Source organism: candidate division KSB1 bacterium (assembly GCA_034506395.1).
Lineage (GTDB): Bacteria > Zhuqueibacterota > Zhuqueibacteria > Thermofontimicrobiales > Thermofontimicrobiaceae > Thermofontimicrobium.
In genome coordinates this window covers 1-17,426 of the sequence record JAPDPQ010000057.1, presented here as the reverse complement: position 1 = coordinate 17,426, position 17,426 = coordinate 1, and the positions used below count along the sequence as shown (strand labels likewise).

10 protein-coding genes and 1 pseudogene are annotated in these 17,426 nt (G+C 46.6%); 9 read left to right on the top strand and 2 right to left on the bottom strand.

The features are described from left to right. The 8 genes from ONB37_19845 to ONB37_19810 all read left to right on the top strand — a co-directional run. Positions 1 to 1,653: FAD-dependent oxidoreductase (locus tag ONB37_19845; GenBank protein ID MDZ7402416.1), on the top strand; the 1,653-nt coding region annotated here is incomplete at its 5' end. A 462-nt stretch (positions 1,654 to 2,115) separates the two neighbouring features. Continuing rightward, entirely contained in the window at positions 2,116 to 7,122 is a 5,007-nt protein-coding gene (locus ONB37_19840) for a T9SS type A sorting domain-containing protein (GenBank protein ID MDZ7402415.1), read from the top strand. A gap of 467 nt (positions 7,123 to 7,589) precedes the next feature. Beyond that, positions 7,590 to 9,125: a YifB family Mg chelatase-like AAA ATPase gene (locus ONB37_19835; GenBank protein MDZ7402414.1), complete on the top strand. Its 1,536-nt coding sequence runs from the start codon at positions 7,590 to 7,592 to the stop codon at positions 9,123 to 9,125. Positions 9,126 to 9,151: 26 nt separating this feature from the next. Further along, a complete protein-coding gene (locus tag ONB37_19830; GenBank protein MDZ7402413.1) occupies positions 9,152 to 9,493 on the top strand; it encodes an STAS domain-containing protein in 342 nt (113 codons plus the stop codon). A gap of 363 nt (positions 9,494 to 9,856) precedes the next feature. Beyond that, positions 9,857 to 10,954, top strand: a complete 1,098-nt coding sequence (locus tag ONB37_19825) for a P1 family peptidase (GenBank protein ID MDZ7402412.1) — start codon at positions 9,857 to 9,859, stop codon at positions 10,952 to 10,954. A gap of 134 nt (positions 10,955 to 11,088) precedes the next feature. Beyond that, positions 11,089 to 11,313: a DUF2905 domain-containing protein gene (locus ONB37_19820; protein ID MDZ7402411.1), complete on the top strand. Its 225-nt coding sequence runs from the start codon at positions 11,089 to 11,091 to the stop codon at positions 11,311 to 11,313. 22 nt (positions 11,314 to 11,335) lie between these two features. Then, positions 11,336 to 12,637 (top strand): nodulation protein NfeD, encoded by a 1,302-nt coding sequence (locus ONB37_19815; protein ID MDZ7402410.1) that lies wholly within the window; start codon positions 11,336 to 11,338, stop codon positions 12,635 to 12,637. A gap of 121 nt (positions 12,638 to 12,758) precedes the next feature. Then, a complete protein-coding gene (locus ONB37_19810; protein ID MDZ7402409.1) occupies positions 12,759 to 13,514 on the top strand; it encodes a slipin family protein in 756 nt (251 codons plus the stop codon). 582 nt (positions 13,515 to 14,096) lie between these two features. Here ONB37_19810 and ONB37_19805 read toward each other — a convergent pair. After that, positions 14,097 to 14,282: a hypothetical protein gene (locus ONB37_19805; GenBank protein ID MDZ7402408.1), complete on the bottom strand. Its 186-nt coding sequence runs from the start codon at positions 14,280 to 14,282 to the stop codon at positions 14,097 to 14,099. Between the two features lie 183 nt (positions 14,283 to 14,465). Here ONB37_19805 and leuS point away from each other — a divergent pair. Next, positions 14,466 to 16,346 (top strand): annotated as a pseudogene (gene leuS, locus ONB37_19800) (leucine--tRNA ligase). A 231-nt stretch (positions 16,347 to 16,577) separates the two neighbouring features. Here leuS and ONB37_19795 read toward each other — a convergent pair. Next, on the bottom strand, positions 16,578 to 17,426 hold an 849-nt coding region (locus ONB37_19795; protein MDZ7402407.1), incomplete at its 5' end, for a hypothetical protein.

Here is a 17,426-nt window from a genome sequence, read left to right as displayed (position 1 = left end):
GGCACGGCCAGCTATTATCAGCTCAGAAACGGAATTCGAGATTATTATCGCACGCACTATCAACTGGCCGATTCAGCGAAAAATAATCCCAACTTGGATCCTGGCAACTGCTGGGTCAGTCGGCTGGGGTTCGAGCCACGAGTTGGGCTGGCAGTGCTGCAAAAAATGCTGCAGCCGCTGGAAGAATCTGGGAAGCTGAAAATTTTCGCCAACACCCGAGCTATCGCTGCTGAAGTGAATGATGATCACATCAAAACGATCACGGCTGTTAAAGGTACGGATCAGAAGATCATTTTTGAAGCCCAATATTTTATCGATGCCACGGAATTGGGCGATCTGCTGCCGCTGACGGGGACGGAGTACGTGGTCGGCGCCGAACCCTCCAGCGCCACGGGAGAGCCACACGCCCATCCTGGGGCTGGCGATCCGAACATGGTGCAAAGCTTAACCTATACGTTTGCGGTGGAGTTTTGTCCTGGTGAGAGTCATGGCATTGCCAAGCCTGATAATTATGAGTTCAATCGGGAGCATCAGCCGTATAGTTTTGTGACCGAGAAGGGCGTTCGCTATTTGATGTTCGGGCAGGCGCCAGGCACGCCAGGCTCGTTCTGGGCCTATCGGCGGCTGATCGATGCGGCGCAATTTCGGGATGCGGCTTTTCCCCATGACATTGCGATGATCAACTGGCACAGCAATGATTTTCGTGGCGGGAGCATCATCGACGTGAACCCGCAGGAGCAAGCGCAGCGGCTTAGGCAGGCCAAAGAGTTGAGCCTGGGCTTTTTGTATTGGCTGCAAACCGAAGCGCCTCGGGATGACGGCGGATTCGGCTATCCCGAATTGAAGCTGCGGAAGGACGTCATGGGCACCGAGGATGGCCTCTCCCAGTTCCCGTACATTCGGGAGTCTCGTCGCATCAAGGCGAGGCAGATCATTCGGGAGCAGGACATTTCGGCTGAGTTCCAGCAGGATGCTCGGGCGAAATTTTTTGACAATAGCGTGGGCATCGGAAAATATTGGATCGATTTGCATCGCTGCAATGACCAAGATCAGGGGCTATTTCTGCCCACCAAGCCATTCCAGATTCCGCTCGGGGCACTGATCCCGATTCGGGTGAAAAATCTGATCGCTGGCGCCAAAAACATCGGCACCACGCACATCACCAATGGCGCCTATCGCTTGCATCCAGTGGAGTGGGCCATCGGCGAAGCAGCAGGGGCGCTGGCAGTGATGGCCATTCAGTCAAGAAAGTCAATTCATGAAATTTATGAAAACCCGATGCTCGTGAAAAGATTGCAGTATCACTTGGTCCAATCGGGCGTTCCGCTTTACTGGTTTGTCGATGTGCCAATAGATCATGAGGCATTCAAAGCGGTGCAATGGCTGGCAGCGATTGGAATTATCGAGCCAGACTCGAATACATTATTATTTCGGCCAAACGCATTTCTTGCAAAGAAGGATGCTCGGATCTGGCTCAAAAATTCAATAGAAAAGTTTGAGATCAAATCTGAGGGCAATAAGCAGTTGGTCAATCGCTTTGCTGAAAAAGTTGTCGGAGATGATGCTTTAAAATTTACCCGAGGCCAATTTGCGCAAGTGCTGGCCAATACCCTTGCAGCATCATTTGTTCAGCGCCAAGCGAGCGGAAGATAAGATGAACTCGGTTTCAAAAAATCCTATTAGAGGCTGAAAAGAATCCAACAAAATGCTTGCGAACAAATTTCAATTTCATTATATTTGGCCATTGATTAATTGTCGCATTTCAAAACGAAGGAACCTCGAATTGAGTGTGATACAATTGATCGAACAATTTTTCGGAAAGAACAAAAGGATCTCTCAACTATCAACTGAAATTGGAATCAAATGGACCTGCTGTTATCCTGCCATAGCGGGACTTAATTTATCTTCATCTTTTTTATCTCTCTTTTGTTTTCAAGCAGCTTCGAATAGTAAATTTCTTTTTGGATCTATTGACTCAATTAAAACGAAGTCTCGGATTAATTTTTCAAGGAGGTGATCGCTAAAAATGGTGTAACATTGTACAGAAGTTGAAGCTCAATCTCAAACTTGAGCCTGTTTAATTCACCAAATTTGAAGAAACATGAAGGAGGTAGTATGAAGAAATTTATAGCGGTTCTGTTGGTTCTTTTATTTGCCAGCATGGCGCAAAGCCAAACTCCCATAACGAAAATATGGGAAAACAGCGTGGCTGCAGGGACTTTGCCATCCTGGTTTTCTCCATCTGGCAACACCGAGCGAGGATTTGCCTATGGAGTCGTCGGAGGCAAAGAGCGAATCTACGTTGTAAGTAGGAATGCTGGATTATTTGTGAGAATCATTGATGCGGCAAGTGGTGGTCCTGCCGAAATCGATACATTAAAGATCGACAAAACTGTTGTTACCGGCGGAACCTTTGCGCTCAATGATATCGAGGTTTCTGAAGATGGGGTCATCTTTGCCTGTAATCTGACGGTTAACTCTGCTACGACTGCATTGAAGGTTTATCGTTGGGATAGCGATACCAGCAATGCGATCGTCGTCTTCAATAGTACGACTGCCAGCTCCTACCGTTACGGCGACAAAATGACCGTTGTAGGCTCTACCTTGGACAATAGTGTCACGATATTTTTCGCAGCTTCGCAGGCCAGTGGTGGTCCTGAGCCCAAACATGTGCTGAAGCTGACGACCGCAGATAATGGCATGAGTTTTACCGCGACCGAGATCCCGATCGCGGAAAAAAGCGGCGCTTCTCCTGCTGTTGGGCCTGTTGGACTTGGGCTGACCAGCTTATATGTTAACAGCAACGGCAATTATGCCAAGCAGTTCGATGTTGCGACGGGTAATAAAATTGGTGAAATTCCTGGCACGATTTTAGGGACTGGCAGCAACGCCATTCGTTACATTGAGGCAGGAGGCCATAAGCTGGTCGTGTCCTACCAATATGGTTCGACCAAAGAGAACGCCCGAGTGGTGGATGTCACAAGTGGCGATGCGAATGCTGCCAGCATCGTTGAAACAGCGCAGCTTGGTGCCAATACCAATGCCAATGGCACCGGTGATGTTGCCATCAAGAATTTGGGTGACGGCAAATTTGTGGTCTACGTGCTGAGCACCAATAATGGCTTTGGCGCCTATGAAGTCAATGCTAATTATTTAAGCGGCGTTTACTATGTCGGCGCGGCTGGAACGGCACCAGGAGGGGGGGATCCGCATTATCTTTCTTTGAAATCAGCTTGCGATGACCTCAATCAGAAAATGATTCTGGGAAACTGCACTTTTTACATTACCAGTGATCTAACCGAAGCATCTAATGTGGCTTTGGGTGTAAATCCAGATCCCTATACCATAACCTTTAAGCCATATCTTGGGGTAACGCCAACTATCACGTTCACTCAATCAACAGACGCTCCGTCCGCCGGTATTTCAGGCGCTTGGGTAATTGGAACAAAAGACCTTAACACTACTGCCCAATTGGTGACCACAAATAATATTATCATCGATGGCAGCAATACCGAGAATGGCACAACTCGAGATCTTACAATCACCACAGCCTCAACCGCTCATGGCAACGCAACAACGCTCCGCCTAATCGGTGATGTCAATCGATCCACAGTGAAAAATGTCAAAGTCTGGGCGCAGCAGAGCGTAACCTATGCTCTTTTGCTGACCTACCGCTATGATGCCACCCAGGCGAAGTTCTTCACCGCAGATACCGTCACTGTGGAAAATTGTGAGATTATCAACACGGTGAAAAGCAGTGCGCAGGCTTTGGCCATTTCTACCTATGGGACGCCGCCGGCTGGCACTCCCTTGGTATCCATGAAAGGGATTGTGTTCAAGAATAACACAATCACTGCCAAAACGCGTGGCATATTCTTAAATTACGCTGGTAGCACCGATATCATCGGCAACGATATCAATGTTATCCAGACCAACACTGGTTTTATGAGTTTTGGTATCTTCGGTTTCAATATAACTGATACCACCGATGTGACAAACATTTATAATAACAAAATTACCCTGCTCTCAACGGCGAATAGCAACTCTGGAGATTATGGCATTATCGGGATTCAATGTGGAGGACGGGGAACTTACAATGTCTTTAATAATTTTATCACTGGATTCGATGCAACCTCAACGACGCCAAATCCAAACTTTAATTTGATTGGTATTCGATTAGCCACTGATAAAGTAATTTCAAACGTATATCACAATACCATCCACATGAATAATGTGGCAATCGATCCAGGAACTGGTGTTGTAGTCTATGCTGGGATCCAAGTTTCCAACGGGATCAACACGGTTAAAAATAACATCATCTATAATGGCGAAGATGATTTCAAGACCCATGCAATCTATCGAAGCGGTACCGCTGGCAGTTTGAATGCTGATTACAATAATTACTACCTTGCTGGTAGTGTTAATGCCAAGACCGGTTTTTGGGACACAGCCGACGCCGCAACACTGGCCGATTGGAAGACCGCTTCTGGCGGGGATGCCCATTCAGTGGCAAAACCTGTGGAATTCGTCTCTGCTACTGACCTCCATCTTACTGGCGCTTCGATTGGCGATATTAACCTTGCTGGAACCCCACTGCCCGAAGTCCCATTCGATATCGATGGACAAGCGCGTTCCCAGAATCGACCCTACATGGGAGCAGATGAAGGTGATGTAGAATTGCAACCCGTGACAGTGATCACCATCGCCGAAGCGCGAATCGATGCGGATGGCGATTTTTACCCCGATCGCAAGGGAGATACCGTTATCGTTCGAGGCATTGTCGCTTCGCCGAATTATGGTTCGCGCTGCCAATATTATTTCCAAGATGAGACCGCTGGAATCGTTCTCTATTCAGGATCGGTCTCCATCAGCTTGAATTTTGGCGATGAAATTGAAGCGAAAGGCGTGGTTGACTTCTATCGAGGCGTCACCGAAATCATTCCAGCGAAAGCCAGTGATGTAAAGGTGCTTAGCACTGGTAACGTGGTGATACCCAAAAAGATCAGGATAGCTGATCTTGGCGAAGAGTACGAGGCGCAATTAGTCCAAGTCGATAGCGTGAGATTTATCGACCTGAGCAAGTGGCCGGCTGCTGGCAGCAATGGCAGCGTGTATTTGACCGATGGTAAAGACACCACCTACATTTTCATCGACAAGGAAACGGATTTGGATGGATGGACGCCGCCAAGCGGATTGCTGACGATTATTGCCCAGGCAGACCAATTCACCTCGTCGGCCAGCGTGTATAATGATGGTTATTCATTGCGCGGCACCTTGCGCGAACATTTTATCGAGCTGATCACGCCGCCACCGCCACCAGAAAAGCTGTTCCCGATGTGGGCGAAAACCCAGGCCGCTGGCAACTTCCCAGCCTATATGTCCACCAGCAACTACACCCGTGGCATGGCCTATGGGAAGGTCAATGGCGCTGACCGCGTTTATGTGGTCACTCGATTTGGAGTGCATCGCACCGTCATTTATGATGCGCTTACAGGGGATAGCCTGGGCGTGATTCCCAAGCCTCCTCAGGCAGAGGGCGTTGGACTGTTCCATCTCAATGCGGTTGATGTCTCGGAAGATGGCCTTATTCTGGTTTCCAATATGACGCTGACCGCAGATGCCACCAATCCATTCCGCGTTTACAGTTGGAAGAGCGAGACGGATGTTGCGACAACCGCTATTTCCTACGATGGTGCGGTTGGCAGAATGGGCGATATGATCAGCGCCTACGGCAAAGCCAGCGATAACTCTTTGGTGATTTATGCTGGGGTCGCCAATAGCGACAAGTTCGTGAAATTCACCACTTCGGATAATGGTCAAACTTTCACCCCAACAGTGGTGACGTTGCCATCTGGCAAATTGGGCACAGTTCCGAATATCGCTCAAACCAAAGATGGCCATCTGTATATCAAATCCTATGGCAATCCGCTGTTCCGATTTGACCCAGCTACCAATGCGATGGACACAGTTTCTACCAGCATCGTCGGGACCAGCGCGACCAAAATTAAATATTTTGCGACTGCCGAAGGTGAATTTTTAGTGATTTACTATCCTGACGTCCCCGGGGCCGGTGATGCGGAAAAAATTCATGTCTTAGATATCACTCAAGGCCCGAAAAGAGCCTTCGTGAAATACTTCTCATCATCCATCGGCAAATTCGCCAACGGCAATGGCACTGGAAGCGTCGATGTCATGAAGGTATCCGACGATACTCAATTGTTCTTCATCTTAGGAACCAACAATGGCGTCGCCGCATTCTCCAACAATAGCCAGTTTGTGGTCTCAGAACTTGATACCCTGTTCTATGGCAATACCCCTGTGCTGCACAGAAATCCTTATGGTTCAGGCTTTATCGTGGGTACCAATAGCTATGGCGATATTGGTAAATATCAATGGTTCGATTTGAAAGCCCGCGATGTATTGCACGGCTTCAAATTTTACTTTGCTTATAAGAATATCGTCAATGATCCCGATACAATTAGCCTGGTAGTGAAAACTGTTCAGCCAAATGGGGCGCCGGGCGAGACCCTTGCCGAAGTGAAGACCACTACCGATGTTCTCGATACCACTAAAATGGGCAATGTATTCTTCCTGGAAAATCCGCTTACCTTGACCGGGCTCATTTTCATCGGATTTGAATGGTCGACCACTGCGGATGACGAGTTCGCGCTGTTCGCTGACGCCAATGGCGAGGGTGACAAAGCCAATCGCGTCTGGGAGAAGTTCAATGATGGACAATACAACGATTTCACGAATCCAACATATTCCTGGGGTCTGGATACGGATTTGTGGATCGAGGCTTATTACAAGAAGGCTGCTCCAACGGCTGCAGATCCGCAGGCGGGTGTTGGCTTGCCAAAGGATTACGTCCTCAAGCAGAATTATCCCAACCCATTTAACCCATCAACGACCATTGAACTGGCCATCCCTGAGAATGCTGATGTGGAAATCGCTATCTACAACATTCTGGGACAGAAGGTCGCCGACGTATTCAAAGGCAAACTCAATGCTGGCTATCATAAATTTGACTTTACGGCGAACAATTTGTCAAGCGGAGTTTACCTCTACAAAGTGAAGGCCAATCACTTCGAGTCGGTTAAGAAGATGACCATTCTGAAATAACCGAATACACATGGTCGTTTCGCTTTGAACGCAGGCTGCTCTTCCAAAAAGGGCAGCCTGCTCTTTTTGAATCCACTGCCGATATGTTTTGATCGATCGTCGCATCTTTAGTGCATATCTCGAATCAAATTCCCATGCACAAGAAATGTATACGACTATAAAACTGCATCGGAAAATTTCAATCATTCCTGAATTCTGAATTAGCAATTTGGCGCCGATGGATACTTCAAAGGGAAAATCTTTTTTGAACCACATTGATGTCGATTATCACTTTAAGAAGCTTTAATGGTGGAAATAACAGACGACGATTCTTAACTTTTGAGAGGACTAATCTAATTGTAGCAAGGCTATTTGAATAAGCATTAAATCAGAATTTTTAGCTTTTCTTGTTCGAATTTGATAAATTTTCTATTGACAATTTGGAAATTAATTTGTATATATTTCAGAGAAATAAATTATGAGGCAATATGTTAGCAAAGATCTATAGCGCCGCTGTTCTTGGAATAGATGCCTATATCGTCGAAGTGGAGGCGCATCTTGAGAGTCAGTTGCCATCATTTGCTACCGTAGGTTTGCCCGACAGCGCAGTGCGAGAATCGCGAGAACGCGTCAATGCTGCGATAAAGAACTCGAATTTGCCTTTTCCCCAGAAGCGGATCACTATCAATTTAGCGCCAGCCGATATTAAAAAAGAAGGTTCTGCCTACGACTTGCCCATTGCGATCGGAATTTTGGCTGCCTCTGGTGTGGTATCACAAGAACATCTGGAAGATTACGTGATTTTGGGCGAACTCTCGCTCGATGGCAGCCTTCGCCCCATCCGCGGCGCGCTACCGATCGCGATCGAAATCAGCAAAAATCAAAAAAAAGGAATTGTTTTGCCAGTCGAAAACGCCAGTGAAGCTGCCATGGTGCAGGACATCTCTGTTTATCCAGTTTCCTCTCTAGCTGAAACTGTGGCATTTTTTAATGGCGAAATATCGATCGCTCCCAAACAGGTCTCTCTGGCAGAAGTTTTTTCTAAGAGTCGGCATTACAATATCGATTTCCAGGATGTCAAGGGGCAAGAGCACGTCAAACGAGCGTTGGAAGTGGCTGCTGCCGGCGGCCATAATATCATCATGATAGGCCCACCTGGCTCTGGCAAAACCATGCTGGCGAAACGTCTGCCCACCATCCTGCCCGATCTCACGTTGGCAGAAGCATTAGAAACGACCAAAATTCATTCAGTCGCTGGATTGTTGCCATCCCATACCCCGTTGATTGCCACGCGGCCATTTCGATCGCCACACCATACAATTAGCGACGCAGGACTTATCGGCGGTGGGCAAGTGCCCAGGCCGGGTGAGGTGAGCCTGGCGCATCATGGCGTGCTATTTTTGGATGAACTGCCAGAGTTCAAAAAAAATGTCTTAGAGGTCATGCGTCAGCCGCTTGAGGATGGCGTAGTCACCATTTCCCGTGCAGCCCTTTCTATTACTTACCCAGCTCAATTTATGTTAGCCGCCGCGATGAATCCCTGTCCCTGTGGCTATGCGACAGATCCAACTCATGAATGCTCATGCACTCCGCAGCAAATTCAAAAATACCTATCCAGGATCTCCGGCCCACTGTTGGACCGCATCGATATTCATATTGAGGTCCCAACTGTAAAATATAGTGAACTATCCAGTGATCGAGTAGGCGAAAGTTCATCGACCATCCGCGCCCGAGTAGAACGGGCTCGACAGGTTCAACTTCAGCGCTTTAAGGATAAAAAGCACATTTTTTGTAACGCTCGGATGGAATCAAAGGACATTCGACAATACTGCAAAATTGATCAGCAGGGCGAAGAACTGCTGAAAATGGCCATTACGAAATTGGGCCTCTCTGCCCGTGCCTATGATCGAATCCTAAAGGTCGCTCGGACAATCGCCGATTTAGAGAATAGCGAGCAAATTAAGCCGCAGCATATTAGCGAAGCGATCCAATACCGCAGCTTAGATCGGCTTGCGTTTTATTGATTTTTCCCATCAATGGAGATTAATTTATGGATCTAAAAACAATCCGTGTTGATTTTGCGCCAGATCGTGCAATAGTAACAGTTTTAGAGAAACGAATATATCTCGGTATTACTGATTTATTCCGCGAAGATATGGTTTCAGTGCTGCAAAAGAATTTTCATGAGTTGGTAATTAACTTGGAGCATGTTGCAGTGATGAACAGTGCTGGACTCGGCGTGCTGATTATGGCCCAGGACGCAATGAAAAATCGGAAAGGAAGGATAAAATTGACAAACCTCCAACCGCTCATGCAGGATATTTTCACCCGCATGCGATTGGATACTTTATTTGAAATTTATAACACGATAGGGGAGGCGCTAGCTACCTGAGAAATAAAAAACCCTGCAATTAGGGTGGGGTTACAAAGAACCGTGTTCGACACGGTGGGTACCAGCCTGAACGCTTTTTACTTCCACTGATCCGCTCGAGGCGGATGAGGCCTGTAATACACGCTCGAGAGCAAAGTTCCCTTTTATTAGGTGTTGGCTCTTTATAATTTGCCCACCTCATCTTGCAGGGCGTTTTTGCACAAGCATAATACAAAAATTATTTTTAAAAGTCAAGCAAAAAAATTCAATTTTTTTTACAGCTCTTTCATGATAACAAAACTGTTCTTGATGCGCCATAGATATAAGAGCCCAATGAATTCGATTCATATTTTAAAACTAGCAATCATTTTTTTAATATTTAGGATGCTGCCACTCAAAGCTGACGATCAATTCAAACCAAGAGCGCGAGATTTAAATATTCAAGTCGGGATACTATCTCCTGGAAAGCATAATGCAATCACCGATGTTTCACAAATAAAAGTTGGGCACAAAACAATAATCAAAGATGACAAAGTGCGAACTGGTGTAACAGCCATACTGCCACATTCAGAGAATGTTTTTCAACAAAAAGTCACAGCAGCAATTTATGTTGCCAACGGCTTTGGAAAATTGATTGGATCAACGCAAGTTGAGGAATTAGGCGTTATAGAAACACCGATCGTTCTAACCAACACGCTGAGCGTTTTCACTGCCGCAGACGCATTGATCGATTACACGCTCAGCCAGGCTGGCAATCAGAATATCCTCTCGATAAACCCAATCGTGGGTGAAACTAACGATAGCTTTTTGAATGATATTCAAGCTCGGGCAGTAACCAAACAAGATGTTTTAGATGCAATTGCAAATGCGCATTCTGGTCCAGTCGAAGAGGGCACTGTTGGCGCAGGTACTGGGACGATTTGCTTCGGATTTAAAGGCGGGATTGGAACTGCATCGCGCGTGCTCCCCCGATCGCTTGGAGGATATACAGTTGGAGCATTGGTTCAAACCAATTTCGGCGGCATTTTGGAAATCAATGGAGCACCAGTGGGAAAAGAGCTCGGCAAATATTATTTAAAAAACGAAGTTGAACAAGCAGGCGGTTCCTGCATGATCGTGCTTGCTACAGATGCGCCCTTAACATCGCGAAATTTGAAGCGCTTGGCTAAGCGAGCTATACTCGGATTGGCAAAAACTGGGGGATTTTGTGCGAACGGCAGCGGGGATTATGTCATCGCATTCTCAACTCATCCATCTTGTCGGGTATTGCACCAAGAAAAAGATCGAACCAGAATCACTGAAGAATTGTATAACGATCAGATGTCGCCCTTGTTTTTGGCTGCAGTAGAAGCCACGCAAGAGGCAATTTACAATTCTTTATTCAAGGCGACCTCAATGAAAGGGTTCAAGGGCCATGAGGTTCAGGCCATTCCGATCGATCGAGTTATTGAAATCTGCAGAAGATATTCTGTAATCAAATAATTTCCAAAGTTGTTGCTGTACCAACTGAATTCATAGGCATTAATCTCCAGTTGTGAAAAATGCTTATGCTTCGGTTGATAATTTGACAAATGATGAATCATCAAATTTGCAAATTTTCCTCGAGGGAAGTGAGCATGGAGCCGAACCTGCAACCTTTAGCAAAAATGATCATCTTTTTGGGAATAATTCTCATAGTAGCTGGCTTGATTATTTACTTTTTCAAAGGAATTCCGTTTGGTAAATTACCGGGAGATATTCACATCGAAAAGAAAAATTTTAGCTTTTATTTTCCCATTACTACTTCGATATTGTTAAGCGTGATCATTTCGCTCTTGTTGTATATAATCAGCAAACGATAATTTCTTTTAACTGGAATTCTTCATGGATAAAAAGATCAGAACAATTTCATTGATGATGTGGATACCCTTTCTTGCCATCCAATTCGCACTCGCCCAAGCGGCGCCCCAGGTCGAAGTGATCCAGATCAAAGGCGGTACCATCAATCCTATCTCCGCAGACTTCATCATCAGCGCGATCGAACAGGCTGAAAAAAATCGATCTCAATGCCTGATTATCGAACTGGACACGCCAGGTGGGCTGATCAGTGCCACTCAAGATATTGTGAAGCGAATGTTGGCGTCAAATATTCCATTGGTAGTGTTTGTCTATCCTTCTGGTGCTGGAGCAGTTTCTGCTGGTGTATCAATCACCATCGCTGCGCATTTTGCTGTCATGGCCCCCGGTACCAATATTGGCGCCGCTCACCCAGTCGGTATTGGGAAAACAGATTCAGCAGACGTGGGAATTCAAAAAGCCACTAACTGGTGGGCTACCTTCAATCGCTCCATCGCGGAAAAACGAGGCAGAAATGCAGATTGGATCGAAAGCGCAGTGAGGCAGAGCCAATCGATTACGGAGAAACAAGCTTTGGAAATGAACGTCATCGATTTTATCTGTCCCGATCGAGATAGCCTCCTGATACTCTTAGATGGAAAAATCGCTAAGGTGGATACCGGTAACGTCGTTTTGATGACTAAAAACGCCACAATTATTGAACATCAAATGAATTGGAGAGCAAAAATCTTAGATATGATCTCCAACCCGTCCATTGCATATATCTTATTGATGCTCGGTATTCTCGGAATGTATTTTGAATTCTCAAATCCTGGCGCAATTCTCCCCGGCGTTTTGGGCGGTATTTTTCTGATCCTTGCATTTTTCGCGATGCAACAATTGCCGATCAATGTCGCCGGCATTCTGTTGATCCTGTTCGCCACGCTGCTTTTTATTCTGGAGATAAAAGTTACCAGTTATGGCATTCTAACCATCGGAGGGATCGTTTCCATGCTCTTAGGATCGCTGATGCTGTTTAAATCCACGCCATCGATTTCGGTTCATTTACCTCTGAGTCTCATTCTTGCTGTTACGTTGGCCACTTCTGCATTTTTTATATTCGCAATTTATATGGCGCTTCGAACCCATCGTAAAAAAGTCACAACGGGCAAAGAAGGCCTGGTTGGAGAGATCGGCATCGCTATTACCAACATCGAGCCGGAGGGGGAAGTCCGCGTCCATGGAGAATACTGGAAAGCTTCCAGTCAGGAAAAAATTAAAAAGAACGAACCAATCAAAGTCATTGACGTCTCAGGACTAAAACTTATCGTCGAAAAAGTGAAGGATTGATGTATGAATTGATCTTGGTCCTTTGGTCGAATAAACACGAAAAAGGATCGTTTAAATTGGAATTCATCCGTTTTTTGATGAGATTATAAAGTGATCAATGAACTTTTTAAGGAGGGAAATCATGCCTGCTTTTGTTGCTCTCGTGATTATTTTATTATTTCTATTAACCAGCGCCATTCGGATCTTCCGCGAGTATGAGCGCGGAGTGGTTTTCCGATTAGGGCGATTGGTTGGCGCGAAAGGTCCGGGTCTGGTCCTGATCATTCCAATTGTCGATCGGGTTGTGCGGGTCAGCTTGCGAACCATTGCAATGGACGTTCCGCCACAAGATGTCATTACGAAAGATAATGTCTCGGTAAAGGTGAATGCGGTTTTATACTTCAGAGTGATCGATCCAGCGAAAGCCATTGTTGAGGTTGAAGATTATCTGTTTGCTACTTCTCAGTTGGCTCAAACTACGCTACGAAGTACCTTGGGAATGGTGGAATTAGACGACTTGCTCTCCGAGCGCGAAAAAATCAATCGCGAATTGCAGTCAATTATCGATCACCACACCGATCCTTGGGGGATTAAAGTAACGTTGGTCGAAGTAAAGCATATCGATTTGCCCCAAGAAATGCAGCGAGCTATTGCCCGACAAGCGGAAGCGGAACGCGAGCGGCGTGCTAAGGTCATCCACGCCGAAGGAGAATTCCAGGCCTCGCAACGCCTTGCTGATGCAGCAAGAGTCATTGCCAAGCAACCCATGGCTATGCAATTGCGATTCCTCCAGACCTTAACAGAGGTAGCAGCGGAGAATAACTCAACCACTATCTTCCCCGTCCCGATCGACCTCATTATGCCATTTGTGGAAAAATATTTGGAGAAGAAAAAATAAAATTTATAAAAGTCATCAATCGAACGAGCATTTAAGAGAGCGAGTAGCAATACTCGCTCTTTTGTTTATATTGCAAATTACTTGTCTAAAATATTCGTGAGTTCAAATATTAAATGCAACTGTTAGAGGCAATAAACATCCAACTCAATTAATGCTAAACATTAATTGAGTTGCGAGCCAAAAAAAAAGAACTAACAGGAGTACTGGATGAGTGATAAACAGTTGAGCTTTGAATAACGAGTTGAGATTCAGGCCTATCTTAGAAATTGGTTTAGCACTTTGTGAAATTGCTAAATACACTGGTGCTTATAAGAACACCGTTTCACGGGAGATCAAACTTGACACGGGCTTAAAAGGTTATCGTCCTAATCAAGCCTAGCAGCGGGCGGCAGCGCGTCCCTTCATGGCAGCTAGGGCGGTTTGCTTTACTGACGTCATCAAACAAGGAGTGATGTTTTATCTCCGCCAAGACTGGAGTCCCCATCAAATCTCGGGTTATCTGAAATATTGAACGAAAATATTCATATCAGTCATGAGACTATTTATCAAAATATCTGAGCTGATAAACGAGCGGAAGGCACGCTATACCGTCATTTGCGCTGATCGCATCAAAAGAAACACATAAGCTACGGCAGCCGAGATAATCTCGGCAAGATTGTTAATCGCTTTAGCATTGAGGAACGTCCCGCCATTGAGAATCAGAAAGCTTGATTGAGTGATTGGGAATATGACACCACCATCGGTGACCCTCAGCATAATCGAGAACATTGATTACATTCGCAAACATTTGAAAGCCATCGGCGCAATGTACGATTGGAGCAAGGAGATCAACACCAGTGATCCCAAATATTATATTATAAATAGACCCAGTGGTTCTTTCTGCAATTGTACAAAAATGGGCTGGCCTATCGGAAACAGGCGCCCGTGAACTGATGTCCCAGTTGCAAGACGGTTTTAGCCAATGAGCAGGTGATCGATGGCCATCGTGAGCGCTGCAGCTCCAGAGTAACGCATGAAGATTTAGTCCAATGGTTTTTCAAGATCACGGATTATGCCGAACGGCTGTTGGAAGGGCACAATCGGATCGACTGGCCTGAAAAGACGATCACCATGCAGAAGAACTGGATCGGCCGCAGCGAGGGTGCGCAGATCAAATTCAAAGTGGCGCATTCGGATCAGGTCATCGAAGTATTCACCACCCGACCCGATACGTTGTGGGGCGTCACCTACATGGTGCTGGCGCCAGAGCATCCGCTGGTCAAAGAACTGACGAGCGATGAGCAAAAGGAAGCGGTTGCAAAATATGTGGAATTTGCCCGCAAAGCCACCGAAATCGACCGCACCTCGACCGAGCGGGAGAAGACAGGCGTTTTCATCGGCGCGTATGCGATCAATCCTGTCAATAATGAGAAGGTGCCGATCTGGATTGCGGATTATGTGTTGTTAACTTATGGCACGGGCGCGGTGATGGCCGTACCAGGGCATGATACGCGGGACTTTGAATTTGCTAAAAAATTCGGCCTTCCCATTCGCGAGGTCATTAGCCCTGATGGAAAAGCGCATGACGAATTGAAAGAGGCTTATGTCGATCCAGGGATCATGATCAACTCGGGCCAGTTCAGCGGGACGCCTTCGGAAATTGGAATTCAAAAGGTGATCTCCTTTCTGGAGCAGCACGGAATAGGGGAGAGGCGGGTCAATTACAAGCTGCGGGACTGGCTGATCTCCCGCCAGCGCTATTGGGGCGCGCCGATTCCGATCATCTATTGTCCGACCTGCGGCGAAGTGCCTGTTCCTGAAAATTATTTGCCCGTTTTATTGCCCGAAAAAGTCGAATTCAAGGGCACGGGCGAATCGCCGCTGACCACCAATCCTGATTTTGTGAATACGACCTGTCCCCACTGCGGAGGCAAGGCGAAGCGGGAGGTGGACACGATGGATACGTTTGTCTGTTCCTCGTGGTACTTTCTGCGCTTCCCCAATCCGCATATCGATACGGCGGCATTTGATCGCGAGCTGGTCAAAAAATGGCTGCCTGTGGATCAATATGTCGGCGGCGCGGAACATGCCGTGATGCATCTGCTGTACGCTCGATTTTTCACGAAGGTGCTGTACGATCTGAAATTGATCGATTTTGATGAGCCGTTCACCCGATTGGTTCATCAGGGCGTGATAACCAAAGATGGGGACAAGATGTCCAAATCGCGGGGTAATGTGGTGAATCCCGATCGGTTTATCGAGCAGTATGGCTCGGATACGTATCGGATGTACATGATGTTCATGGGCAGCTACAGCGATGGCGGCGATTGGAGCGATGAGGGGATTACAGGCATTTACAGGTTTTTGAATCGGGTCTGGCGCCTGGTCGAAACTCTGAAAGAACATCCACCTGCTGGCCATGAAGCTCAGCGGAGCAAGGAGATCGAACGGATTCGGCATTACACCATCAAAATGGTGACGCAGGATCTGGAGCGGTTTCATTTCAATACCGCCATCAGCCGCATTATGGAATTGGTGAATGCCATGTATCTGTACGTTCAGGATATCAAGCCTGCTCAGCAGCACAAAGCGATACTCGAAGCTGCCCGAGAGACCGTGATCCTGCTGTTAGCACCTTTTGCCCCGCATTTTGCCGAGGAGCTGTGGGAGAAAATTGACCAGCCGTATAGCATTTTCAATCAGCCCTTGCCAGGTTATGATGAAGCCAAAACGCTGCAACAAATGATTCCCATTGTGGTGCAGGTGAATGGCAAGGTACGCTCTTCCGTCGAATGCGAAATCGATGCCCCCAACAACCAGGTGCTGGAAAAGTGTTTTCAGACGAAAAGTTGATGAAGCATCTCGAAGGAAAAACGATTCTGAAAAAGATTGTGGTGAAGAATCGGCTGGTGAATTTGGTGGTGAGATGAGTTGGCTTTAATCAATTTTCGTGTCCTTCCGTCCCGATAAGAGATGTTCATTCCCTTGTTTTTTCTGAGAGGCTACCTAACGGTTTGCGGATAAGCCGCCCGCGAAGCGAGGGAGCGCAGCGACCGAGCGAAGCGGGTCGGCTTGATGCGCTGGTTAGGCAGCCCCACCCATATCTGGCAACCTTTTGATGCGGCAACTATTCCATAGAATCTCGTACTGTCGCCTGAAAAAGCTGTACCAATAAGGGTCATCGGATGCACGTAGTTCAAATACAGGATTGGGTTCAGCTGATTTATGATGATACAGTTCTACAAAGCAGAAACCGTGTGGTTCATCTGGATCAATCATCACGAAGCCAAAAGATGGTGTGTATGGTAGGTAACCAACTTCAAGTTTCCCTTTGCTACCAGGCGTTTTCGCAATGGCGTCAATCACCGTTTCAACTGTTTGGAGACGATTTCTCCAATACTCTGGGGTAGTTTCTCCCATACTTCTGAGAACGAATTCCTTTAGGACTGATTCTTCTGCGGGGTCCACTATGATTATGCGGATATAGGCTCCTGCCACTAAGCGTTGCCCCAACACATACATATACTCTCTCGTGGTTCGCGTCAAAGTAATCCCAGACAGGAAAATAGTGGATGCCGACGCAAAAGTTTTGTCTGACAGGGAACGTTCCGACAGAAAAAAGTCGCCAGCTCGTGCCTTTTTGCTGAGACGATTGGCGATAAGATCGTGGCTCTGTTGCGATAGCCTTTCGATACGGTTTAGTCGTCGGTTGCGCTCCCATAAACCAGATACTGCAATCAAACCGAGGACACCCAATATCCACGTAGCAAGTTCTGGAATGTCACTTGTGGTGAAAGGCGAGACTTGATGACGTATCACCAAATAACCTGCCACAAGGATGGTCAAAACGTCAAACAGGTTGTCCAGCAGATATTCGACAAATACTTGAAGACGAGAAGGCTTCATAGATTCAACCTTTCTTTTAGCTTCAAC